Here is a 24,979-nt window from a genome sequence, read left to right as displayed (position 1 = left end):
TATTTTGCGTTACTTTGCTAAAAAGAGTGAGCAAGCGAATTAGGTACGTATAAACGAAGCGGCTTACCGCAACGTTATAGTATTAACTCATATACCAATTATCCCTGATCCATGAACCGTATTCTGTTCGAGAACGAGGACGACATTCGGGTAAAATCCCTGGCTGGAGCCGTTATCATCAACGTGGTGATCGTGGCGATCCTGCTCCTGGTACATCTCTCGCAAACGATTCCAAATCCACCCCCGATTCAGTTCGTGGAGGTGAACTTTGGTACCGATAATCGCGGTAGTGGACGGATTCAGACGCACAACAAACCGTCTCCATCCCTTGACGCGGAAGAAAAGAAACCAGCTGAAAAGCGACCTAATCCTAAGGAAAATACGCCCCCTCGTGTTGAGCGGGCGCGCGTAACCCCCACTCCTAAGGTGGAGGATGCGAAACCGGCGAAAACAGCGACGGAAAAACCAATTATTGCCAGTAAAGCCGAGAGCCCGGTTACCACGCCGGAGCGACCAGAACCGAAGCGAGTCGAATCGCCCAAAGCAACGGCGCCGGTAGAAAAGCCAGCTCCACCAGCTCCGGCGAAAAAGGTGGAAACTGTAAATAATGATGCACTCTTCAAAAAGTCGTCGGGCGGGGGGGGCTCGAACGGCACCATAGGGAAAGCCTCCGGCACCGGAGGCAACAACAACGGGGATGATGCCAATGGGGTAGGTGACAAGGGAAATCCCAATGGCAAAATTAATGCAAAGGAATTTTATGGTACACCCGGGGGCGCGGCAACAGGCGTAGCCTTCGACGTATCGGGTTGGTCACTGGCGAATCGGCCGAGTGTCAATGATGATTCAGATGAAACGGGCAAAATTGTCTTTAAAATAACTGTAGACGCTGATGGCGAAATTACTAGTGTTCAGACTCGTCAAACTACAGTGAGTCCATCGGTTGTTGAGGTTTATAAAAGAGCCGTACAGAAGCTTCGGCTTCGCCCAAAAGGAGGAGCGACCCCGCCGACGGCAACCGGAACCATTTCATTCATCATTACCTCTAAGTAAATGCAGTACCCGGAAGCGATCGATTATTTATATAGTCGGCTCCCCGTTTTTCATCGAATCGGTGCCAAAGCGATTAAGCCCGGATTAGGCAATACGCTCGCTTTATGCGAAGCGCTTGACAATCCGCACCAGAAATTTCGCAGCATTCATGTGGCGGGAACGAATGGAAAAGGGAGTACATCGCACATGCTGGCGGCCATTTATCAGTCGGCAGGGTACCGGGTTGGGTTGTATACATCACCCCATCTGAAAGCATTTACGGAACGGATTCGACTGAATGGGCAACCCATCTCAGAAGAGGAAGTTGCCCGGTTTGTGACCCAAAATCAGAACCTGATCGAATCGATTGAGCCATCGTTTTTTGAGGTAACCGTCGCTATGGCGTTTGATTTTTTCGCCCGGCAGTCCGTTGATTTAGCCATCATTGAAGTAGGGCTGGGAGGCCGGTTAGATTCAACGAATGTCATTACGCCCGTAGCCTCGGTCATCACGAATATTGGCCTTGATCATACCGATATATTAGGCGATACGCTACCACAGATTGCCAGTGAAAAAGCAGGCATAATCAAACCCGGAATCCTCGCTATTATTGGCGAAACGCAGGCTGAAACCCTGGATGTTTTTCTGAACGTAGCGAAGTCTGTCCAGGCACCGATTATCCAGGCTGATCAACAGTATTCCATCCAGGATGGTGGCGTGGTGCAGGGACGTCGACACGTTCTTGTAGCACACGATAAGGCGCCTTTACAACCGTTTAGTTTAGACCTGCTGGGAAGTTACCAACTACGTAACTTACCCGCTGTTCTGGCCACAGTAGAGGAACTGCAATCAACCTATCCGGTATCGACTACTGACGAACGATCTGCCTTAGCTTCCGTCACGTCGTTGACTGGTCTGAAGGGACGTTTTCAAATCTTACAGGAGTATCCCCGTGTTATTGCCGATACCGCCCACAATCAGGCGGGTTTAGTCGCCTTATTCGAAACGGTTCGAACGCTGTCTTATGATACGTTGCGGATTGTCATCGGGATGGTGGCCGATAAAGATCGTACGAACGTGCTGGAGGTATTGCCTCAATCGGCCGTTTATTATTTCTGTCAGGCGCAAACGCCCCGATCATTGCCCGTTGATGAATTGCAGCGAGAAGCAGCCCAACTGGGGCGAGTTGGCGAAGCTTTCGTTGATGTCAATGAGGCTCTGGCAACTTCCTTACAGGAGGCTTCATCGAGTGATCTGATCCTCATTACGGGAAGTAATTATACCATTGCTGAATTAACCAATTTATAGTGACGCGTCGTAAAACCCACCGGTTTCTGCACAATGCCGGAAGTGCTAATGTTATTGAAGTAGGTAAGCCCCTGTATAAAACGATTCGAGGTCGCTGGCGACAGGACTATTTTGGTAACGATAATCCAATTGTTCTTGAGTTAGCCTGTGGGAAGGGTGAATACACAATTGGCCTTGCGCAGGCGTTTCCTGACACTAACTTTATTGGTGTAGATATTAAAGGCGATCGCATTGCTCGTGGCTCTAAAGCGGCTCAAAATCTGGGTCTGACGAACGTAGCATTCTTACGAACAGACATCAATTTTCTGACGGAATTCTTCCAGCCAGCTGAAGTAAACGAGATCTGGATTACGTTTCCCGATCCACAGCCACGTCCCAGACAAGAAAAGCATCGCTTGACGCATCCGCGCTTTCTAACTATTTATAAAACGCTTCTGGCTCAGAATGGTACACTTCATTTAAAAACCGATAATCCCGAATTATTTGCGTACAGTGTAGAGAGGATTGAGGAGTTCGGGTTTGTGAATTTACAATTTACATATGATCTATACAATTCACAATTGAATACAATTCATTTAGGGATTAAAACAAAGTACGAGGAGCTATTTTACAACAAAGGATTTACAATTAACTATTTACAATGCAAAACGGGTGCGATATAACATTTATCGCACCCGTTAGTTTAACTAATTAAATTAGCTCTAACTGTTTAACAATGTATTTTTACATAAGTATTGATTACATTGTTAACAAACCTTACTTGAATAATTTTGTAATTAAATCAGCAACACGACTAGAGTAACCAAACTCATTATCATACCAGCCAACAACCTTAGCCAGTGTGCCATTTACCGTTGTTAGCTTGGAATCAAAAATGCACGAGTGTGGATTACCAACGATATCAATCGAAACGATTTCATCAGTTGTGTATTCCAACAAGCCTTTTAATGTTGTTTCGGAGGCCTCTTTAATCGCATTGTTTATTTCCTCAACTGTTGCCTGCTTCTTTAAGATAACCGTTAGATCCGTTAGTGAGCCATCTGGTGTTGGTACCCGTAATGCATAGCCATCTAATTTTCCTTTTAGTTGTGGCAAAACTAAGCCAACAGCTTTGGCGGCTCCCGTTGAGGTAGGAACAATAGATAAGGCAGCAGCCCGTGCACGGCGGAGATCTGAGTGAGGAGCATCCTGAAGATTCTGGTCGGCAGTATAAGCATGGATTGTTGTCATGTATCCTTTTTCGATACCGAAAACATCGTCCAGAACTTTAGCCATTGGAGCCAGGCAGTTCGTTGTACAGGAAGCATTAGAAACAATGGTTTCTTCTCCTGTCAGTGTGTCGTCATTTACACCTAATACTACGGTAGGAATGTTTCCTTTAGCAGGTGCAGAAATAACTACTTTTTTAGCGCCGGCGGTCAGGTGCATGCCAGCACCGGCTTCATCAACAAAACGGCCAGTCGATTCTAACACAACATCGACACTTAAGTCTTTCCATGGTAGGTTTTTAGGATCCCGTTCCGCGTAAGCATTTATACGTTGTCCGTTTACTGTTAGGCTGTCGTTGTCTGAAGAAACTTCACCAGCGAATTTACCGTGAACTGAATCGTATTTTAGTAAGTGGGCTAAGGTTGCGTTATCAGTAAGATCGTTTATAGCAACAACCTCAATGTTTTCTTTTTCGAGTAGTCTTCTAAAGGACAATCGACCAATCCGGCCAAATCCATTAATTGCAACACGTATTTTTTCCATGAACAAAGAAAATTGGTTTGTTTTCAGGGGTCAAATATACTGATTAATATTGGCAGGACTAAAAATGTCTGTTTAGCAAAATATAAGAGTTTTTTAGTAATATAAATACATATTTTAGCATAATATTAGTATATATGTAGTATTATGCTATAAATTTTAGCTTTTATCGCTTATATTGCCAACATTTTTAGTTGTTTATAGTATATAGTTGCTATTTTACTAAATATTTCTACCAGATACTAACTATGCTTACTAATTTTACTAAAAGTGCAATATGCCGATTACTAATGCTGTATCAATTGATTCCAATACATTGTATTAGCCAAATAGTAGGAGAGAGGCTTTCTAGTAAAATAATGCCATTTTGTTCAACCACTCATATTTGGAGAAAGAATTATTGTGTCACTTGATAATTCAAACCATAACACTAACATGCTTATATTTTCAGAGTAAGAGATAAGAATTAGCTTACTCAAACCAGCTTCTTAGTCGATCAGAGATAATAATTGTATCAAAAATATCAACAGTCATCTAGCATCAAAAAGCTTACTAGTTAGCGGTTCTTTGATGCTAGAAACATACCAATTCCATAGTATTCATTTTATTGATACTACGACCAGACGTGATTGATCACCCGGCCGGACTTCTTCAACTATATTTAGTTTTAGCGAGATTTCCCTTTTGTTCGAAGGTTAATATAAAAAGGAAGAGTACTCATCATCTAACTATAAACTAAACATCTAGAAGGGAGGTTACTAGAGATGGCTCGCTTTGAAAAAAATAGTAGTCGAGTTTTTAATCTACAGTACTCAATAAGCTTACTCTATTTAAAAATATTTTTGTGTTCCTATATTTCAACTGTACACGTCAGATGCTTACCTTTGATTCATAGAACTAACACATAATTCAATTAAGTATAGCTCACAAAATAATATTTGGACTATATATATAATTGATTATTAGCCAGATAGTTATATGCTATTTTTAAAACTATTACTTTATTTAAATGAACAGCGAAATTGAGAATTTATGGGCTAACCGGGACTTATTAACTAAACCCGAGTCTCTACAGATTGTTCGGGATGTTATTAGTCAATTAGATAGGGGAGTTCTCCGGGTAGCTACACCACCGACTGATAACACCAGCGAATGGACAGTCAATGAATGGGTAAAAAAAGCAATATTGCTCTACTTCGTTAGTCAGCAAATGAAAACGGAGAAAGTTGGCATTTTCACCTTTAATGATAAAATCCCTCTAAAAGCTAGTTTCGCTGAAGCAGGAGTCAGAGCTGTTCCACCAGCCGTAGCACGGTACGGATCATACCAGGCCCCAGGAGTAATCCTTATGCCTTCTTATGTAAACATTGGAGCTTACATTGATGAGCGTACAATGATTGACACCTGGGCAACGGTCGGTAGCTGCGCACAGATTGGCAAAGATGTTCATTTGAGTGGGGGAGTAGGTATTGGTGGCGTTCTTGAACCACCACAAGCTGCGCCCGTAATTATTGAAGATGGTGCCTTTATAGGTTCTCGTTGTATTGTTGTTGAGGGGGCTCGAATTGGCAAACGAGCGGTATTAGGAGCAGGCGTTACTATCACTGGGTCTTCTAAAATCATTGACGTAACAGGTGCTAACCCGGTGGAATATAAAGGTTACGTTCCTGCTAACTCCGTTGTAATCCCTGGTAGTTATGCTAAACAATTTCCAGCTGGCGAATTTCATGTACCCTGTGCCATCATTATAGGCCAGCGAAAATCGTCTACTGATCTGAAAACATCATTGAATGATGCACTGCGTGAAAATAGTGTTTCCGTGTAAATTGAACAATTAATGTGATTTACATACCACTATAGTTAACAACGTCAATATACATGAGTATTATTAACAATGCTACATTACACAATTGTATAATGTAGCATTGTCTTTTTTACACGTAAACTAAAAAAGTTAATATAGTATATGTAAATTATTTACGTTTATATTTGTTGTATTAAACAATATACAGTTTATTTCATGACTATAAATGACAAAATCAAACAGATACTCATCGACAAGAATTTTACCCCATCCTATTTTGCTGATGAGATCGGTGTGCAACGCTCCAGTATTTCCCACATTTTATCAGGACGAAATCGTCCCAGTTTTGACATTATTCAGAAAATAATTCGTCGCTTTCCAGAACTAGGCTATGATTGGATTATGGAAGAAGATAATCAAGTGAATAATACAACTGTCATGAATGGCTATCCAAGCCGGGGAAACGTATCGCGTTTGAGTTCGGATCGTTATAAATCTCCTGATCTTTCCTACGTACCAAATGGTATACGTAGTCAACGTAATGAAATTCCACCAGTGACACCAAATCCAGCATCACCTGCAGAACAAGCTACAGCCATTGCATCTGAACAAACCCAAGCTACAACCTCAGAAAAAAAGGTTGAACGAATTCTGGTTTTTTATGCGGATGGTTCCTTCAGAGAATTCACGCCAACTGCGTAGGTAGATTATTTGTTTAAGCATGCCTATTCGACTAGTCATTCACCCGTAAAAGTCGAGATGTATTTTTACGCAATCGACACTAGCGCTAACTGGAATGATACAGTTTTTCCTACGCTGATTTTTGACGTTTGAGTATTCTGATAAATGCCTTATTGATTCATATCATAGTCAAAAACCAAGCGCTTATTTATCGCGGCATATTTCTAAAATAAAATCATTATTCATTTAAATAACTAGCCGCATTTACTCTCAAACGATAATTTATAGTTTCACAAAAAAGCCTCTTCCTACTGCGTATAAGGCGTTTTTATACTGATAATGTCCTAACTCACTGTAAAGCAACGCTTTAGTGTTCCACGTGGATAACTTGTTAATATGCTTATGAACTAAATCGTTTATTTTGTTATATAATTTATATTATGTTAAGTAAAGTTGTTATTAAATAGGGTCGTTCTCTAGTGAGCCCGACCCTATCCTCTTTTATTTGCTATCAACGCAGACGATCTTTTTCTCTTCGTACTGTTTTAAGATGTTCTGTGTATTCGTCAGGTTCTCCACTAAATCTGGTTCTTCTTTTACAGATTTGGCTTTCGTGAAGTATGGTAATGCCTGTTTGAATTTTCCACATACCCGTCCGTCCGCTTCTTTACCAGATTTAGCGTACTCGGCCATATCCATCTTGTCAACAGACTGTTTCAGCTCAACGGCTTCGTTGAATACAAAAACGCCCATATTGAAGTTAGCGTCATAGCTATTCGGCTCAACGGCTAAAGCTTTTTCCAGATATTGCTTCTCCATACCTTTCTGCTCAGCCCGCTTCGCTTTTAGTTCCGTTAATCGTTTTTCAGAATCGGCTGTTGCCGATGCACCAGCCGCCGCTTCCTTAGCCTCTCCTTCCAATTTGGCAACTTCTGCTTTTTGCTCAGTCAGTTTTTTCTGAACATCTGCTAATTGTCGCTTCAACTCAGGCTTGGGCGATTTTTTGATGGCAGCACTTAACCGGGCTATTTCCGCATTATACGCATCGACAATGCTTTTAGCATCCGTAAGCTGCTTCGCCGTATTTCCCCCTTTTTTTGTTTCGCCTTCCAGCTTCTTAACCTCTTCACCTGTCTTACTGGCAATGTTATTATAAACGATTGACAGATTAACCAGATTCTGAACATTGTTGGGGTCCTTCTCTACCATTTGCTTCATCCCGGCAATAGCCTCGTCCATTCGGTTCGATGTCAGCATAAGGTTGATTTTCTCGTTAGCCAGATCTTTATTGGCTGGTGCCAGTGCAATACCTTTATCCAGAGCAGCAATGGCTTTATCAACTTCATTATCGGCCCGATATAACATCGCTAGCGACCCATAGATAGCAGCGTCTTTTCCGCCACCCGCAATGTATTTCTCCAGTTGGGTTTTAGCCGTTGCGTTATCTTTCACCTGCTGAGCAGCAATAGCTGTATACAACGGAGCCAGCGTATCTTTTGGGTTGATATCACCCGCTACCATCATTGCCTTAATAGCATCCGGATAGTTCTTTGCCTGGAATTTGGCTACTCCCTGCTGCATAAAAGCAGTATACATATTCGGGCTTTTCAGGGCCTCTTCTGCCTCTTTGGCTAATTTACCAGGGCCACCTTTTTTGTCTTTATCCAGCTCAACGACTTTCTTATAAGCATCGTAGGCTGTGGTAGCGGCAGCAGAATCCAGTTTAATATTACCACCCGCTGCGATACTCTGATAGGTTTTCGCACGATCCATCCAAGTACTGGCTTTCGCTGAAGCCTTAGCATCCGTAATATCTTTGTCACTTTTTTCTTTGTCCTTTTTAAGCGCTTCCCCCTGAGCAGCCTCCAAAACGTTCCCGCCTTGTTGCGCATACACGCCCGTCGATAGGCAACATGCGACAAGTGCTAAATAAATTGGTTTCATGTGTAAATATGGGTTGTGTTTATTTTAACGAACGAAAGTACGGAATCTGTCTGTATAAGCATGAACGGCATTAAAATGTTTGAGCCGCCTAGCTGAAAAATTATCAACTAAGCGGCTCAATTTCCTCTCTATCAGAACTATAATTCAGTCGATTCCGGCTCTGCAGGACTACCCTCTTCGCCAACTTCCTCCTGCTTGATCTTTGTTACAGATGATATCTCATCGCCGTCGCGCAGGCTAATTAACCGAACGCCCTGTGTATTCCGGCCAATGACGCTGATGCTTCCTACGGGGGTTCGAATGGCGATCCCCGATTTATTGATAATCATCAGATCATCGTTATCCGCTACGTCTAGTACGGCTACTAACCGACCCACTTTTTCCGTTACTTTCAACGTACCAACGCCTTTCGCCCCCCGGTTCGTGATTCGATACCCATCTATTTCCGAGCGTTTACCGTAACCATTCTGCGAAACGACCAGCAGTTGTGCATCGGGTGAAGCAATACAGACCATACCAATAACATGATCTGTCGTGTCTTCGTCATCAAGCGAGATACCCCGTACGCCAGCAGCCGTGCGTCCCATCGGGCGAACGCGACTTTCGTGGAACCGAACGGCTTTACCTGCACTCGAAGCAATAACAATATCGTTATCGCCATTGGTCATGCAAACGCCGATCAGCTGATCGCTCTCATCAATGGTAATAGCGATGATTCCACTCTGGCGTGGGCGCGAGAAAGCTTCGAGCATAGTTTTCTTGATCGTACCCTGTCGCGTGCACATTACGAGGTAATTATTATTGATATAATCCTCGTTCTTCAGATCCGATACATTGATGACTGCCCGTACTTTATCATCCGATTCAATGTTGATAAAGTTGGCTAAAGGCCGGCCTTTCGACGTTCGCGACCCTTCTGGCAATTCGTATACCGGCAACCAGTACAACCGTCCCTTCTGAGTAAAGGCCAGCAGGGTATTATGCATGGTAGCCGTAAACAGATGCTCCGTAAAATCTTCTTCCTTTGTGGATGCAGCCTTCGCTCCGACTCCTCCCCGACTTTGGGAACGATACTCAGTTGTCGGAGTACGTTTAATGTACCCTTCGTGCGAGATCGTGATCACCATATCCTCATCGGCAATCAACGACAGATCACTGATGTTTCCATCCCCAAGCGCGTTGATCTGCGTCCGGCGTTCGTCGCCATAGCGCGCCCGGATATCGATCAACTCCTCTTTAATGACTTGCTGCTTCCGTTCTTCGCTGGCCAGAATTTCCCGCAGTCCGTTAATCTCCTGCATCAACTCGTCATATTCTGCCTGGAGTTTATCGCGCTCCAGACCCGTCAGCCGTTGCAAACGCATCTCAAGAATGGCTTTCGCCTGCACATCGCTCAGCGAAAACTGCTCCATCAACCCGGTTCGGGCAATTTCCGGATCACGCGATGAACGGATCAGATTAATTACAGCATCAATATTATCTAAGGCAATCAGCAGACCTTCCAGGATATGCGCCCGTTTCTCGGCCTCCCTCAGTTCATACTGCGTCCGACGGGTAACTACTTCGAACCGGTGCTCGACGTAGTACTTCATCATATCTTTCAGATTCAGCAACATCGGCCGCCCTTTCACGAGCGCTACGTTGTTAATGCTAAACGACGATTGTAAGGCAGTATGCTTGTACAGATTATTCAGTACTACGTTGGCAATGGCGTCCTTACGCAGGTCATAGACGACCCGAAGACCGTCGCGATCGGATTCATCCCGGAAAGCCGAAATCCCTTCGATTTTCTTATCATTGATGAGTTCCGCCGTTTTTTCAAGCATCACCGCTTTGTTGACCATGTACGGTACGTCCGTTACGATGATCTGGGTTTTGCCCCGGTTTTCTTCGATGGTTGCATTGGCTCGCATCACAACACGGCCACGTCCCGTCTTAAACGCCGACTTTACTCCTTCCATGCCGTAGATTGTAGCTCCCGTCGGAAAATCGGGCGCTTTCACATACTGCATCAATTCCTCAACGGTAATGTCATTGTTATCCAGATAGGCGATAATACCATCGACGACTTCGGTCAGATTGTGGGGCGCCATGTTCGTGGCCATCCCCACCGCGATCCCCGATGAGCCATTGAGCAACAAATTCGGCAACTTGGCCGGCATAACCGTCGGCTCCTGTAGCGAATCATCAAAGTTGGGTTGAAAGTCAACCGTTTCTTTGTAGATATCGGTCAACAATTCATCCGCGATTCGTTTCAACCGGGCTTCCGTATACCGCATTGCGGCTGGTGAGTCGCCATCAATCGAGCCAAAGTTGCCCTGACCGTCAACGAGTGGATACCGTAATGACCAATCCTGGGCCATACGGACCATCGTATCGTAGACGGACGAATCGCCGTGCGGGTGGTATTTACCCAATACTTCTCCAACGATACGTGCCGATTTCTTGTGAGGTTTGTTATAATTCACCCCCAGTTCAGCCATTCCAAACAGCACCCGGCGGTGAACGGGCTTCAACCCATCACGTACATCAGGCAGAGCGCGCGAAATAATAACCGACATTGAATAGTCAATGTAGGCGCCACGCATTTCGTCCTCAATGTTGATAGGAATGATGTTACTGGGAGATTCGAGGTCGGGATTTTCTTCCGCCATGTTTTAAAGGAGTTTCACAGAAAATTACTATTCCGGCTTACGCATTACCTGTAAACCGCTCTATAGACAAATATACAAAATTTTTAGGAGAAAACAGAATTAATCCCGTAAATAGGCACCAAAATGCGCTAGATGGGCGATAAAATACCCTTTTTAAACCGAAAATTTAGGTGGTAGTCCTACTGCCTATAATCCAACTGAAATACAATTCAATTTTAGATGAAACCTAGTCGATAAGCCAGCGCTTACGGTCATCTTATACGTCGGTCAGTCTTTAATTCGGGGGTCAAATGCAAAGGGTTCCGTATGGTGTAATGTAATCCGCGAAAAATCATGGTGAATTGGGTTAAGCAGGTAATTGTATTCGTTGCTGATGATCGCCGAAGGTACTTTCAGGATAACCGACTGCCCAGTTCGCAGCCACTCCCCTCCTATCTGCTGACACGTATCGTATTGACCAAAATCGAACCAGTCGGTTGGTAACGTATCGATAGCAATAGCGTCGATCGGTAGCTCATCCGGAATTTCAATCACCATTACCCGGAAGTTTTCCAGCAACCCTTCCCCGCTTCGGTGTACAACGTTTTCCAGACAGGCAAGTGCCCGTGTAGCGGCAGTGTAAATAACAAATTGTCCGCGCTCATTCCAGCGGGCTGCTCCACCTGATGCAACCAGCCGATCGGCATAAGCAACTTTCGTAATTCGATAAACAAACATTGGACTAACGATTCCGCATCAGGCCGATGCGGTATGCTGACCGATCATTGCTACTAGGCAAGATCGCCGTATTCGATGCGGGTTACTTCATCCATCACCAGGTCAATACCGCCTGACGTATGGAGTAAATCAAACGGAATCTGATTACCTAATCCAAAAGCGGGTTTATCCATCCACCTCCGGAAGGATTCTGGCGAACCAAACACAGACTCTCCGGTCTGGAACAGGGCCATTATTTTAAGCACTTTTTCACTATCCTGCGGATTCAGTTTTTTCTGCTCGCGCTCGTACCGCTGAAAGGTTTTCAGGGAGGTATCAAACACTTCGGCCAGTTGTTCACGCTTATACCCCGTCAGGTCGGCAATCTCGAAAAAGCGAGTCGCCGATACCCCTTTCAGAGCTAAAAAGACAAGAGCTGTGCGGTTTGGTATAATCATGGCGCAAAGATAAGAATTTTGTCTGGTAAAGACAGAATTTTGTCCAATAATTCTGCGGAAGCAAGTTTGGAAAACCTAACGGCTCGTTAATCGTTGTAGTACTAATTCACTAATTAATTAATCACGTTATGAAAAAGATAAGCTTACTTCTGTTATTAGCTGTCAGTGTGCTGAGTTTTCAGGCTTGTAGCAGTAAAAAGACCGAAACGACAGACAGTGTCGAAAACGCTGACAGTACAAATGAAGCCAAAGCAGACGCGGGCTTGGGTGAGTCAGAAAACACGAATGAGTTTGCAGTGAAAGCAGCTAATGGCGGTATGCTGGAAGTAGAAATGGGCCGACTGGCTCAGGAGAAAGGAATGAGCCAGGACGTAAAAGATTTTGGCGCCATGATGGTAAAAGATCACTCCAAAGCGAATGATGAACTCAAATCCATTGCCACGCTTAAAAACATTACGTTGCCTGCTACCTTGGGCGAAGACGAGCAGAAGCATGTCAATGATCTGGCGAAATTATCCGGTAAGGAGTTTGACAAGAAGTACGTCAGCATGATGGTTGATGACCATAAAGAAGACATCGACCTGTTTAAAAAGACTGCTGAAGACGATAAGACAGACGCCGAAGTAAAAGCCTTTGCGTCAAAGACGTTACCGACACTCCAGAAGCATATGGATGCGATTACGGCTATTGACAAAAAAATGGATTAATCAAGTATAGCCTCAGACCATCAGGTATTGTCAGCATGCTAGTAGAACCGTACTGGTTCATGTTTGACAATACCTAATTTTTTGATCAAGTACGTGCACGCTATGAATATGAAAGGAATTCCAGAAATTATCGGCTTTATTCTCCTACTTTGCCTCGCCCAGTCTGGCCTGGCGCAATCTACCACGGGTGGGCGAAGTGGCGGTTCAACAGCGTCGACCGGTGCGGGATACCTGACGCCGGGAAAACGCCCGGCTGAAACCAGTGCCGCCAGTATGACCATCGCCGACGAAGGTGCCTCACGGGCGTATATGTATGTACCCCCTGTACCTGCTGCTAAGGCGAAAAACCAATCAGCTTCTCCCGATGGCTCCGACAGTTCAACGACAGGTCCGTCTACTCCCCAATCAACATCAACGCCCCATCAGTCAGCGGGAAAGAAATCCGAACGGAAACCTAATTTGCACCAGTAATTCGTCGGCCTTATTTATATGTACCCGCTTCAATAATCTGCACCATCCGCCGATTCAGGGATGCCTCGTTCTTTTCATTGAATACACCATAATATTCTTCCAGGGGAGCGTCATGTCGAATCAGCGTATCCTTAATTTCTAAGAATGCCCGGCTGTTAACGTATTCAATGTATAGCCAGTCCTCCTTCTTGAGCAAGGTGAATAAATTTTTAATAGTCAGATCACCATTCTTTTTTGAAGCCGGGCCATTTAAACGGCTATTGATAACCCGATACAATAAATCGCGGGTGTTAATCGTCAAACTCAATCCCTGTAGTTGTATATCCGACAAACAATCAATAAATGTTTTCCGGCGAGTCGTTTCTGTTTGAACAATATCCGTCAATAACAGCAGGTCATCGAAGGAAACCAAACGAATGTGTTGGGCAAATGTCATTTCGGTGGGGGTAATACAACTATTCCTTTTCAACTAGCAATATTAACAAACAAAAAGCCACGAATGCGTGTGTAGTTCTTCTCTCCTGATCACCGAATAAATTCCACTAAAAATATAGAGAAAACAAGCTGTACTTTAAATAATTTCATTGATAATCAAATAGTTAATTAAATAAAGAATGGTATATAGATTTTGACTTAAATACAACAGAAAAAACCATAAGATAGCTACTACCCTACTCATCTTATAACTACAGGAGTAAATAAGGGACTTACTATACAGACGTATGTTAACTATCTAATTAGTTAATGATAAATTATTGATCGTATGCAGAAAAGTATGTTAATTAAGTTTATCAGGATTCACTAAACTCTACGCTTATTTGTCAGTTATATCAATACTCATACTCTACTTATTCTGTAATAAAACTGGAGTATAATTTATACCTTTTTCTCAACGATTATTTTTCAGATTCGATGAAAACTTTACGTACAAAGGCCTTGTTATCCGGCATTACCATAGCAGCCCTGCTTGGGTCCTGCAACAACGATCACCTCATTCAGGCCACCGTCCCGGAGACGAATACCGAACCTACTTCGGCAAGTATTCAGGGAAATGTGTTTGAGCCTGCACTGGTGCCCGCCACCGATGATCGGATCGCCCAACTCAAGGTACCAGCTGGGTTTGCCATTGCCAAGTTTGCCGATCAATTGGGAAAACCCAGAATGCTGGCAATAAGCTCGTCCGGCAACGTTTATGTGAGCGACCGGTCCGCAGGTACCGTTACGTTGCTACAGGATACCAATAACGATGGGAAGGTTGATAACAAACGGATCGTTGCCAACATTAAAGACGTTCACGGATTAGCGATTAATGGCACGAAAATGTATTTGATAGCCATTAAGGAGTTATACGTAGCCGATATAAGTGGTGATGGGGCACTCGGGGCACCTCAGCAGTTGATTAACGATCTGCCCGACGGTGGCCAGCATCCAAACCGGACCATTGCCTTCGGACCGGACGGGAAGCTATACATTACAGTTGGTAGTACGTGTAATGCCTGTATTGAACCAAACAAGGAAAGTGCAACGGTTCTTCGCGCCAATCCGGATGGTACAGGACGTACGGTTTTTGCAAAAGGGCTACGGAATACGATTGGTTTCGGCTGGCATCCGGAAACGAAAGAACTTTTCGGATTCGATCACGGCATCGACTGGCTAGGCGATGAAGATCAGCGGGAGGAACTGAATAGCATTAAAGAAGGTGCCGACTATGGCTGGCCACATATTTATGCGGATGGAAAATACAACCCGCACCCACGCCCCGAGGGAATGACGTATGCTGAATACTTAGCCAAGACAACCTTACCGGTTTTATTATACCAGGCTCATGCCGCTCCGTTGGGAATGATTTTTTATGCGGGCAGTACCGGAACGTCTAACTTCCCGGCTGAGTATAAAAATGATGCGTTTGCTACCATGCGAGGTTCGTGGAACCGTACGCAACCTTCGGGCTACAGCGTTGTTCGCGTCCATTTCGAAAACAACAAGCCCGTTCGGGTTGATGATTTTGTGACGGGCTTTCTGGTCAACAACAACCAGGCTCAATTTGGGCGACCAGTCGGGATCGCTACCTTGCCCGATGGCTCATTACTCTTCACGGACGACAACAACGGAGTTATTTATCGGGTGAGTCGTAAGTAATGGTCTTGTTTATCAGGCCTGGGTCATGTTATGACCCAGGCCTGATCATTTTGTAGGGATAAACTCCCTTAACCTCTACCAGTAAATCTGAATTTTGCGTCCGGTTTCAACCGCTTGTAAGATCGCACCAATCAGCTTCATATCTTTCCAGCCTTCTTCGCCCGAGGCTTCGGGTTTGGTTTTCGTCCGAATGGAGTGAACAAACGCGTCCATCTGTGCAATTTGCTGGTAGTGAGGGGATGATACGTCCATCGGCCCCCGGCTGGTGATTCCCTGCGCCCCGGTCGCATTGTAAGACGGTTCGAGTTTGAACCAGCCGCGTTCGCACGTAGCATAGAGCCGATCAATGTATGATGAGTACGTAGTGCGACAGTCGGCAATTGTTCCGCCCGGAAATTCAAACTGCCAGAAAACCATCTCATGGACATCTTTGAAATGCTCTTTATCGAACGTGAAGGCCTGCGCTGTTACGCTAATTGGGTCCAGATTGAGGGTCCGTCGAGCCCCCTGAATGGCGTAAACACCCAAATCCATTATGGCTCCTCCCCCACCGATTTTCTTATCAAGTCGCCATGAACCTGGCCCAGGCACGGTGAAACCAAGTGCCGACTCAATCACCTTACTATGTCCAAACGTGTTCTCTGCCGCCAGCCGGCGCATCTCCAGATGATGTGGTTCGAAATACAATCGATACCCAACGGATAGTTGAACCCCCGCTTTATCGCAAGCCGTAATCATCTGCCGGGCTTCGCTGGCATTCATGGCCATCGGTTTCTCGCAAATGACGTGTTTACCCGCCTGAGCCGCCCGAATTGTGTATTCAGCATGCAGGAAATTAGGCAATACGACGTAAATGATATCAATATCGGGGTTATTACGTATCTGGTCGAAGGTCTGGTAAGTGTAGATATTCTTCGCGGGGATGTTGTACGTAGCCGCCCATGTTTTCGCTTTATCAGGCGAACCCGTCACAATACCGGCCAGGTAGCAATTTTGCGTTTCGAGCAGCGCCGGAGCCAGTTGGCTGGTTGCGTAATTACCCAGTCCAACCAAAGCAATACCTAACTTTTTGGGGCTAGGTTGTTGGCTTGAAAACAGATCACCCGACTGAGTTAGTAACCCACCCGCTGTTAAGGCAAGAGTCTGGATCGACATTCGGCGGGAAATAGGCATAGAAATAAATGGCTACGTTTGTATGACAGACAAAAGATAGCAAAAAAAAGCCCGGATTAAAACCAGGCTATCTGCATAGGAAAAGCACGTATTTACTCCCCAACGGGAACCGTGGGTTGGGTTGGTTCGGCAGAATGACCTTCTCCCCGTGGACCCCGACGGCGTTTTTTCCGGCGTTTGGGTTTGTCAGAGGCTTGACCATCAACGGCCATTGACTGAGGCTGGGACGAGCCATTGCCAGGCGTTTCAGTTCCTTCCGGCCGTGAATTAACTCCTGAATCAGTAGGCTTAGGTTGTTCGCCAGCGGGTGCATTCCCGTTTTCAGGTCGACGTCGATCAGAGCCCCGACGATTATCACGACCATCCTTGCCAGAACTTCTACCCTCGCGTCCTCCCCGACCAGCACCACTACCATTGTTTCCGCGAGGTCCTTTTCCACGCAAACCACTGAACCGCTTCGGATCGAACACGGGCGATTTGCCCATATCCAATTCTTCCGTGATTGACCGTTTTTCAATTTCACGCTCGATCAGTCGCTCGATATTGACAATTCGATTCTGGTCCTGATCGCTGATGAACGTAATAGCCGTACCAGTTGTAGCCGCCCGCGCCGTTCGACCAATGCGGTGCACGTAATCTTCGGCATCACGCGGTATGTCGTAATTGACTACGTGGGTCAGGTTATCAATATCGATCCCCCGCGACAGTACGTCGGTAGCGACCAGAATAGGGAACGCTTTATTTTTAAAGTCACGTAGCACGACCTCGCGATCATCCTGTTCCAGATCGGAGCTGATTCCACGCGATTCGTACCCGAGTTTACTCAGTGCCCGCACAATCCCGTTTACTTCCGCCTTTTTTGAGGTGAATAGCACCATGCTTTGCACGGGTGTCGGGCTGTTTTTAATCAGATGAGCCAGCAGAGGCAGCTTTTGATTATCGTAGGCCAGATAAAATTGCTGATCAATCCCGGCCGCAGGCTTCGAAACAGCCAGCCGAATCTCTTCCGGATCGGTCAGCAATTTCTTCGAGAACTCGCGGATTTTGTTGGGCATCGTGGCCGAAAACAACAGCGTTTGGCGTTTGGTCGGTAGTTTCGCTACGATGTTCAGGATGTCGTCCGAAAAGCCCATGTCGAGCATTTTGTCGGCTTCATCAAGCACCAGGTAATCGATCTTATCAAACTTAACGTAGCCCAGCTGCATATGGGCAATCAACCGACCCGGCGTGGCAATAATGATATCGGCGCCGGTTTCGAGCGCCTTCCGCTGTTTATCCCAATCATCACCTTTGCCACCACCGTAAATAGCAATGCTATTGGCTTGAACAAAGTACCCAAACCCTTCTACCTGCTCGTCGATTTGCTTGGCCAGTTCGCGGGTCGGTACCAGAATGAGCGTACTGGTATGATCGTGGTTGGTATGCGAAATACGATCGAGAAGGGGGATTAGGTAAGCCGCCGTTTTTCCTGTTCCGGTCTGAGCGCTGGCAATGAGGTCGCGCCCTTCGAGGATTTTTGGAATAGCCATCTCCTGAATGGGCGTGGCTTTTAAGTAGTTCATCGCATCCACGCCAGCCAGCAGGTCGTCGTGAAGATTAAATTCGGAAAATGTCAAGGTAACAGCCGATAGTGATGTTGAAAAACCGCTGACCTTACTTTTCCAGTCAGCAAACCGCATGATTTGAAACAAATATAACGAAAAATCAGGACTTTATTCAGCAAGCCCGTTTCTAGGTAATGTTTGTTTTTTCACCTTTCACTATTTGTTACTACTTGCTTCCAGACATCATAGATAGTTTCTCCATACAAGTCTCGTAAACAGTAAGCAGATCTGAAAATCAGCTGAACGTAACGTCTAACTGATTTCCAGATCTGCTTGGCGTATGGCATCTGACATGTTCAATCTACCTAAAGAGCACAGATACCCAATCACTAACTGCCAACTTAATACACCAGCCGCTGGCTTTGAGGAAGATTTGATACGTGCCTCATCTTGCCCTGGCGAAAATCCCGATATAATCCTCTTATCTCGTCCTGGTTATCAGCGATGAATGGACCGTACGAGACAATCGGATCCTGCTGAGGCTGTCCGGCATATAAAATAACCCGTCCTCCGGCTTCGCCTGCTTCTAGTTGTAGTTCACTTTGGCTATTTCCAGACAGTTTGTTGAGCCATCCGACCTGGTCTTGCTGTAACGTAGTATGATCGTCTCCAATGGTTATACTGCCTTCAATCACGTAGAGAAACGCGTTAAACGAATCGGGGATCAGTTGTGTAGTACTGGTTCCCGGCTGCAGGTGAATGTCGGCGATGATGAGCGGTACGTAATTCTGGATGGGTGACGTAATGCCAGCAAATGAACCGCTATAAACCCGAATTTCTACTCCTTTTTCGATTCGTTTGGGAACATGCGCTAACGGAAGATCCTGTACCCGTGGCGTAGCCCACCGATCTTGTTTGGGCAGATTTAGCCACATCTGCAAAAGCCGCATCGTTGCTTCCCGCTCAATGGTTTCGGTATGAACAATACCGCTTCCTGCCGTCATGATCTGGAAATCTCCGCCTTTCATCTGGTGAGCGGAGTCCCCCATTTCTCCTTCCAGCAATAAGGAAACCGTTTCAAATCCAGCGTGTGGATGTGGACCACCCACGGGTTCACCATCCTGTTTATCGAGCCGGTCATCCATCAGCACAATAAACGGATCACTTTGCGTAAAATCAGTTTGTATAACGGCGCGGGCAGTGTGGCCAGGCCCCAGAAATCCCTGTTGTGCGGGAGGGGTGTGAATAGTGACGACTCTTCTTTTACTAGCTATTTGTTGTTCTACGATCGATTCCATGATGTTGTACGTTATTGGGTGCTCGAACAGCCTCTTGTTCCGGCAAAAGGTATTCGTCATTCCCTACACAAAGCTACCCAAATTAACTATATATTTTATAGTACTATACTTTTATATAGCACTATACTTGAGCATAGTAAAGCACACGATATAGCTATGTACAACATCCGTTTTTTCCCGAATCGGCCAATTATCTAACCACTATTAGTTGCCTGGCAGAATCCCTTTTACACTCGTTTTTATCCGGCATAAAAACATACCCGATGCGATGTAGAGCGTGCTTCCATCGTCGCCCCAGGCACAGTTGGCAATCACTTCGCCGGTATCGATACGTCCAAGCAACTTACCCGCCGGAGAAATAATCAGTAAGCCGCCTGGACCCGCGACCCAGCAATTTCCCTGGGTATCGACCTTGATGCCATCCGGCACTTCTTTATACCGAAGTTTGGGAACAGTTTTCCCATCAAAAAACAATTTCCCTTTGCTCAGCGAACCGTCGGCCAGTACTGAATAGGCGTTGATAACGGGCTTTAGCGAATCGGACTGCGTTACATACAGCGTTTTTTCATCCGGCGAAAATGCCAGTCCGTTTGGCAGGGTCATGTCGCTAACCAGTAACGTAGCAGTTCCGTTGGCTGCAAGCCGATAAACGCCGTTAACAGTCATTTCACGGGTAGGGTCTTTGTCTTTCAATGGCAAACCATACGGTGGATCTGAGAAATACAAACTACCGCTTGAATGAGCTACGACGTCGTTCGGGCTGCTAAATCGCTTCCCCTGAAAATTATCGGTCAACGTGCGCTTACCCCCTTTTTCACGTAGTGGCAAAGCGGCAATACGTCGGTCGCCATGGTCGCAGATAATCAGCCGCCCCTGCTTATCAACGGTCATGCCATTGCTACCAGGTTCCTCACTATAGGGCATTCGTCCTGTGTAGCCATTATGCTCAATAAACTTCGATAACCCTGTTTGTGGTGACCATTTGTAAGTTGTCTGCGCCTTGGTGTCGTTGACGAGCAAATAGCTACTATCACGAATCCAGACAGGGCCTTCCAGATGCCCAAAACCGGCTGCAATAATCTCAATTTTCGCGTCGGCCGGAATCAATTGATTTAGTTTAGAATCATTACGTACGACCTGACCAATGGTAGCGTACTGCGTCGCCTGCGCTTTCACTACGTAGCAACCAGTCAACAGAATAAGGAAAGACAGACACCGAAAAGAAAGTTTCATACCATTAATGAGCGTTCGTACTTACAACGTCTAACCGGTTGTGGCTTCCTACGGTTATCAAAATCTCAAAAGATGAGTTTTTGGTTATCGAACAACTCAGGTCACTTTTTCTAAACCATCGTTCCTGGCAGTCGTTAGTACGTAGTAGTCTTATTTACTGTGCCCAACGTATGAAAACGCCACTTTTCACCTTATTTCTTCTCATGTGCAGCTCTTTAGCTAATGCCCAGTCACCTACCTCACAAGGTCCTTCGGGTCAGGCACCGAACGTAGAAACAGTAGCTGAATTTGGGAAACATCAACCCATTGGCGTAGGCGTTTCCAAAGAAAAACGCATTTTCATTACGTTCCCGAAAAAGCCAGAGAATTACGACTATGCGCTGGCCGAGATCGTCAACCGTGGCGACGGACCGGGACAACGGAAGCCCTACCCCAACGCCGAATGGAATCAGTGGGATTCGCTCAAGCCGAAAGAGCGGTTCATGAATGTACAGGCGTTGTTTGTCGACCAGACCAACGCGCTTTGGGTGCTTGACCCGGGCAACCCCGGTGAAGAAGCGACGATACCAGATGGTGTTAAACTGCTGAAAATTAATCTGGCGACGAATCAGGTCGAGAAGATCTACCGCTTTGAAGATTTACCCCGTGAGAAAACGGCTCTCAACGACGTACGGGTCGATACGCAGCATCAGGTTGCTTATTTGTCTGATCCGAAACGAGCGACGATCGTCGTGCTGGATTTGAAAACGGGGAAAAGCCGTGATCTGCTTAAAGACGATAAATCAACCAAAGCCGAGCCAGGTTTTATGTTGAAAATTGATGGAAAAGAAGTAAAAGACAAAGACGGCAAACCGTTCAGCAGTAACGTCAATGGCATCGCGCTGACGGACGATTTCAAGTATTTCTATTACCGGGCCATTAACCAGACCAAATTATACCGGATTGAAACTGAGTACCTGCGTAACCCGGCACTGAGTCCGGCGGAGGTTGCTTCGCACGTCGAAGTAGTTGCCGAAACGGGCATTTCGCACGGTATGATTTCGGACGCCAAAGGAAACGTGTACCTGACTGATTCACCCAGCAAAGCGGTACGCTACGTAACGCCTGACCGTAAACTCGAAACGCTTGCCCGAGACAGCCGTTTTCTGTGGCCCGACAGTTTCGCCATTGGGCCAGACGGTTATCTTTACATGACGGCGGCTCAGATTCACCGCACGAAAAAATACAACGATGGCCAGGATAAAGTAGAGTATCCGTTCCGACTGTATCGGATGAAGTTACCTAATTAAGCTGTCTTCAGAATATACTCGGCCCGGATGTGGAGCTTATCGTGTAAGCGTATTGCTAAGTCCATATTCACTTTCCGTTTACCCGGCAGCACTTCTGAAAGGCGCGTTTTTGTAATTCCCAATACGTTGGCGGTGTCGCGTTGTTTTAGATTCTCCTGAAACATCCTCAGACGTATCATTTCGGGTAGCGTTGCAGGCTCGACATGCATTGGGTAATGTTACTCCTCATACCGTTCAACCAACAACGACAGCCGCTGTAATTCAGCCAAATCTGTTTCTAACAGACTGGCAGATCCCTTAGCTAAGTAGGTTTCTATACCTTCCATAGCCTGTTCATAATCAACTTGTGTCTCTACAGTCAGAATCATATTTGTTGAAGCACCTCTTTTATTATGAACTATGGCTAGTAACACCGAAGCGCTGGCTTCGTCCGTAAATCTATAAGCGAAACTAATCCGTGAAAACGGTTTGTACTGGAAATATAATAAGGACAATTGGCAAACTGTACGAATAAATAAATGTGGGTCTACTAGGCCTTTGCCGGAAATCTGTTCTACTTGTTCGAAAGAAATAGAAACCCTTTTGTTCCCTGGTTACGTTGTACTTTTACATTATATTCCATTATAGATGCTACCACGTTACTTCTCAACGGCTATTTTCGTTTACGGCTTAAGTATATCTGTTCTCCAGGCCCAAACCGCACCAACGCCTACTTCCTTAGACGATACCCTTCAACTTAACGAAGTCGTTGTGCGGGGGTATGCGACGAATCGGCGATTACTGGAAACGCCCGCTTCGGTAGGTTTGCTGACCCGACGGGATTTGAATCAGCGGTTTGGAACGCCAACGCTCGTACCGGCGCTCAATACATTACCGGGTGTGCGGGCCGATGAACGGTCGCCGGGGAGTTACCGGCTGGCTATTCGGGGGAGCGCTATTCGGTCGCCGTTTGGGGTTCGGAATATCAAGACGTACTGGAATGAATTGCCGCTCACAGATGCAGGTGGCAATACGCCGTTAAATGCGCTGGATGTGCGGGCGTTAGGACGTATCGAGGTCATCAAAGGGCCGTCCGGAAGTTTATACGGAGCGGGCACAGGGGGTACAGTTTTGTTTAGTGGCCTGGCTGTTCCGGCCAATAAAAGCCTTGTTGAAGTCTCGGCTCTGACAGGCAGCTATGGTTTGTATGGCAATGGCCTTTCGGTGCAAACGGGCAAAAACAATTCAGCTATATCACTTAACTACAACCATTTACAATCGGATGGATACCGCGACCAGAGTGCCGTTGTCCGCGACAATCTGAGCTTAACCGGCTCCTTTAGCGTTAGTCCCAAACGGACAATTTCTGTCTTGGGTTTATATTCGGATCTGCACTATCAAACACCGGGGGGACTCACGCTGGCTCAGTATCAGGCAAATCCACGTGCATCGCGACCCGCCACGGCGACGCTGCCCAGTAGTGCGGCTCAGCAGGCAGGTATTTATCAGAAAGTAGGCTATCTGGGACTTTCGCATGAGTACCGCTGGAACGACCGGATTCAGAACACAACGGTTGTTTACGGCTCGAGTACCGACTTTGCGAACCCATTCATCACAAATTATGAACGACGTACGGATCAGGGGCTTGGCGGACGTACCATTACGCAAATTCGACTGCCCAACGGTCCATTGCCAACCACCTTTACCGTTGGCGCGGAGTTGCTGCGTACCTTCACCGTCGACCGCAATTTCGGGAACCGGGGGGGTGTTGCCGATACCATCCAGACCGATGAAGAACTGATTGCACGTCAGTCAACCGTCTTCGCTCAGGCCGAAACCGAATTGCCCGCCCGTTTTCGACTGACAGCAGGTTTGAGTCGCAACGATGTTCGGTATGGTTTCACTCGGTTTCCAGTACGGTCGGCTGGAGCGGTGCCTGCTACGTTGCTGAATCGTAATTTTTCGCCGGTTTGGTTGCCCCGTGTCGCCTTACTGCGCACCTTCGGCCAGAACCTTTCTGCTTTTGTGAGTGTCAGCACGGGCTATTCAGCACCATCGAGTCAGGAAATACGCCCATCAGCCGGTGGTTTCAATACGACCCTCAACCCTGAACGCGGAACGAGTTATGAAGTTGGCCTGCGTGGATCAGCTGCAAATGGGCGATTTCAGTTCGACGTATCGGCTTATGATCTGCAACTTACCGAAACGATCGTCCGACGGTCCGACGCAGCTGGCGCGGAGTATTTTGTGAATGGCGGTCATATTGATCAGCAAGGTCTGGAAACGCAGTTATCGTATTCGTTCATCCTTCCTTCGGCTACGTCTCCGCAGCTTTTTAACCTCCTGCGCCTGTGGTATAGCATGACGTTGACCGATTATCGGTTCCGGGACTATCAGCAGGGAACAACCGATCTCTCAAACAACCGCGTACCGGGTGTAGCGCCAACAACCCTCGTGACGGGTATCGACGCTGAAACGCGTCTCGGACTGTATGCCCACGTTACGTTCCAGTACCTGAATGATTTCCCGCTTAACGATGGGAACACCGTTATGTCGGACCCAACCCGGCTTTTGCAGGCGACGCTCGGCTTCCGGCACAGTCTGGGTCAGCACTGGACGCTCGACCTCTACGCGAGTGGCGATAATCTGCTTGATCAGACCTACTCACTTGGCTACGATCTGAATGCCGTGGGCAACCGTTACTACAATGCATCGCCCGCCCGGAATGTGCTGGGAGGTATACGCCTGAGCGTGAAGTGGTAATAAACGGCGACTTTCTTCTGCCGTTTACGAACTGTTACGTTCGTTGCTGGTTCAAAT

The 24,979-nt window shown here is 46.3% G+C and carries 21 protein-coding genes; 10 read left to right on the top strand and 11 right to left on the bottom strand.

What is annotated here, in order from left to right; all coding sequences use genetic code 11:
- Nucleotides 1–111: 111 nt before the first annotated feature.
- The 3 genes from IC230_RS15965 to trmB are packed head-to-tail and all read left to right on the top strand — an operon-like array spanning nt 112 to nt 3,002.
- A complete protein-coding gene (locus IC230_RS15965) occupies nt 112–1,053 on the top strand; it encodes an energy transducer TonB (protein ID WP_191040037.1) in 942 nt (313 codons plus the stop codon).
- On the top strand, nt 1,054–2,340 hold the full coding sequence (locus IC230_RS15960) for a bifunctional folylpolyglutamate synthase/dihydrofolate synthase (RefSeq protein ID WP_191040036.1): 1,287 nt from the start codon (nt 1,054–1,056) through the stop codon (nt 2,338–2,340). It abuts the gene before it with no gap.
- A complete protein-coding gene (gene trmB / locus IC230_RS15955) occupies nt 2,340–3,002 on the top strand; it encodes a tRNA (guanosine(46)-N7)-methyltransferase TrmB (RefSeq protein ID WP_191040035.1) in 663 nt (220 codons plus the stop codon). Before IC230_RS15960 ends, trmB begins: the two co-directional genes overlap by 1 nt.
- 94 nt (nt 3,003–3,096) lie before the next feature.
- Here trmB and gap read toward each other — a convergent pair whose 3' ends face one another.
- A complete protein-coding gene (gap, locus tag IC230_RS15950; RefSeq protein ID WP_191040034.1) occupies nt 3,097–4,092 on the bottom strand; it encodes a type I glyceraldehyde-3-phosphate dehydrogenase in 996 nt (331 codons plus the stop codon).
- A 1,006-nt stretch (nt 4,093–5,098) separates the two neighbouring features.
- Between gap and IC230_RS15945 the strand changes: the two genes are divergently transcribed.
- Both IC230_RS15945 and IC230_RS15940 read left to right on the top strand, forming a co-directional pair.
- Nucleotides 5,099–5,914: a 2,3,4,5-tetrahydropyridine-2,6-dicarboxylate N-succinyltransferase gene (locus IC230_RS15945; protein ID WP_191040033.1), complete on the top strand. Its 816-nt coding sequence runs from the start codon at nt 5,099–5,101 to the stop codon at nt 5,912–5,914.
- A gap of 195 nt (nt 5,915–6,109) precedes the next feature.
- Nucleotides 6,110–6,595 (top strand): helix-turn-helix transcriptional regulator, encoded by a 486-nt coding sequence (locus IC230_RS15940; RefSeq protein WP_191040032.1) that lies wholly within the window; start codon nt 6,110–6,112, stop codon nt 6,593–6,595.
- Nucleotides 6,596–7,075: 480 nt separating this feature from the next.
- On the opposite strand, the gene IC230_RS15935 is transcribed toward IC230_RS15940, so the two are convergent.
- The 4 genes from IC230_RS15935 to parS all read right to left on the bottom strand — a co-directional run bounded on the left by IC230_RS15935 (nt 7,076) and on the right by parS (nt 12,326).
- On the bottom strand, nt 7,076–8,518 hold the full coding sequence (locus IC230_RS15935; RefSeq protein ID WP_191040031.1) for a tetratricopeptide repeat protein: 1,443 nt from the start codon (nt 8,516–8,518) through the stop codon (nt 7,076–7,078).
- Between the two features lie 137 nt (nt 8,519–8,655).
- Nucleotides 8,656–11,172: a DNA gyrase subunit A gene (gene gyrA / locus IC230_RS15930; RefSeq protein WP_191040030.1), complete on the bottom strand. Its 2,517-nt coding sequence runs from the start codon at nt 11,170–11,172 to the stop codon at nt 8,656–8,658.
- 267 nt (nt 11,173–11,439) lie between these two features.
- Nucleotides 11,440–11,889 carry an RES family NAD+ phosphorylase gene (locus IC230_RS15925; protein WP_191040029.1) on the bottom strand — a complete coding sequence of 150 codons (450 nt, stop codon included), beginning with the start codon at nt 11,887–11,889 and terminating at the stop codon, nt 11,440–11,442.
- Nucleotides 11,890–11,942: 53 nt separating this feature from the next.
- Nucleotides 11,943–12,326 carry a type II RES/Xre toxin-antitoxin system antitoxin gene (gene parS / locus IC230_RS15920; protein WP_191040028.1) on the bottom strand — a complete coding sequence of 128 codons (384 nt, stop codon included), beginning with the start codon at nt 12,324–12,326 and terminating at the stop codon, nt 11,943–11,945.
- A gap of 128 nt (nt 12,327–12,454) precedes the next feature.
- On the opposite strand from parS, the gene IC230_RS15915 reads away from it, so the two are divergent.
- Together IC230_RS15915 and IC230_RS15910 are read left to right on the top strand one after the other, a co-directional pair.
- A complete protein-coding gene (locus IC230_RS15915; RefSeq protein ID WP_191040027.1) occupies nt 12,455–13,033 on the top strand; it encodes a DUF4142 domain-containing protein in 579 nt (192 codons plus the stop codon).
- 102 nt (nt 13,034–13,135) lie between these two features.
- Nucleotides 13,136–13,504, top strand: coding sequence for a hypothetical protein (locus tag IC230_RS15910; RefSeq protein ID WP_223860675.1), 369 nt, complete (start codon nt 13,136–13,138; stop codon nt 13,502–13,504).
- A gap of 10 nt (nt 13,505–13,514) precedes the next feature.
- Here IC230_RS15910 and IC230_RS15905 read toward each other — a convergent pair whose 3' ends face one another.
- Complete coding sequence (locus IC230_RS15905) at nt 13,515–13,940, bottom strand: hypothetical protein (protein WP_191040026.1); 426 nt, start codon at nt 13,938–13,940, stop codon at nt 13,515–13,517.
- Nucleotides 13,941–14,416: 476 nt separating this feature from the next.
- On the opposite strand from IC230_RS15905, the gene IC230_RS15900 reads away from it, so the two are divergent.
- Complete coding sequence (locus IC230_RS15900; protein WP_191040025.1) at nt 14,417–15,643, top strand: PQQ-dependent sugar dehydrogenase; 1,227 nt, start codon at nt 14,417–14,419, stop codon at nt 15,641–15,643.
- Between the two features lie 75 nt (nt 15,644–15,718).
- Here the strand turns inward: IC230_RS15900 and IC230_RS15895 are convergent, their stop codons facing one another.
- From IC230_RS15895 to IC230_RS15880, 4 genes are all read right to left on the bottom strand, one after another.
- Complete coding sequence (locus IC230_RS15895) at nt 15,719–16,816, bottom strand: Gfo/Idh/MocA family protein (protein WP_191040024.1); 1,098 nt, start codon at nt 16,814–16,816, stop codon at nt 15,719–15,721.
- A gap of 92 nt (nt 16,817–16,908) precedes the next feature.
- Nucleotides 16,909–18,378 carry a DEAD/DEAH box helicase gene (locus IC230_RS15890; RefSeq protein ID WP_223860688.1) on the bottom strand — a complete coding sequence of 490 codons (1,470 nt, stop codon included), beginning with the start codon at nt 18,376–18,378 and terminating at the stop codon, nt 16,909–16,911.
- Nucleotides 18,379–18,761: 383 nt separating this feature from the next.
- On the bottom strand, nt 18,762–19,658 hold the full coding sequence (locus tag IC230_RS15885; RefSeq protein ID WP_191040022.1) for a pirin family protein: 897 nt from the start codon (nt 19,656–19,658) through the stop codon (nt 18,762–18,764).
- Nucleotides 19,659–19,862: 204 nt separating this feature from the next.
- Nucleotides 19,863–20,891: an SMP-30/gluconolactonase/LRE family protein gene (locus tag IC230_RS15880; RefSeq protein WP_191040021.1), complete on the bottom strand. Its 1,029-nt coding sequence runs from the start codon at nt 20,889–20,891 to the stop codon at nt 19,863–19,865.
- A gap of 170 nt (nt 20,892–21,061) precedes the next feature.
- On the opposite strand from IC230_RS15880, the gene IC230_RS15875 reads away from it, so the two are divergent.
- Entirely contained in the window at nt 21,062–22,180 is a 1,119-nt protein-coding gene (locus IC230_RS15875) for an SMP-30/gluconolactonase/LRE family protein (protein ID WP_191040020.1), read from the top strand.
- On the opposite strand, the gene IC230_RS15870 is transcribed toward IC230_RS15875, so the two are convergent.
- Nucleotides 22,177–22,389 carry a helix-turn-helix domain-containing protein gene (locus IC230_RS15870; protein WP_191040019.1) on the bottom strand — a complete coding sequence of 71 codons (213 nt, stop codon included), beginning with the start codon at nt 22,387–22,389 and terminating at the stop codon, nt 22,177–22,179. The genes IC230_RS15875 and IC230_RS15870 overlap by 4 nt on opposite strands.
- 418 nt (nt 22,390–22,807) lie before the next feature.
- On the opposite strand from IC230_RS15870, the gene IC230_RS15865 reads away from it, so the two are divergent.
- Nucleotides 22,808–24,922 (top strand): TonB-dependent receptor, encoded by a 2,115-nt coding sequence (locus IC230_RS15865; protein ID WP_191040018.1) that lies wholly within the window; start codon nt 22,808–22,810, stop codon nt 24,920–24,922.
- Nucleotides 24,923–24,979 lie beyond the last annotated feature (57 nt).

Source organism: Spirosoma validum (assembly GCF_014699035.1).
Taxonomy (GTDB): domain Bacteria; phylum Bacteroidota; class Bacteroidia; order Cytophagales; family Spirosomataceae; genus Spirosoma; species Spirosoma validum.
Note: the sequence above shows the minus strand (reverse complement) of the source record. Positions and strands in the feature narration are given on the sequence as shown.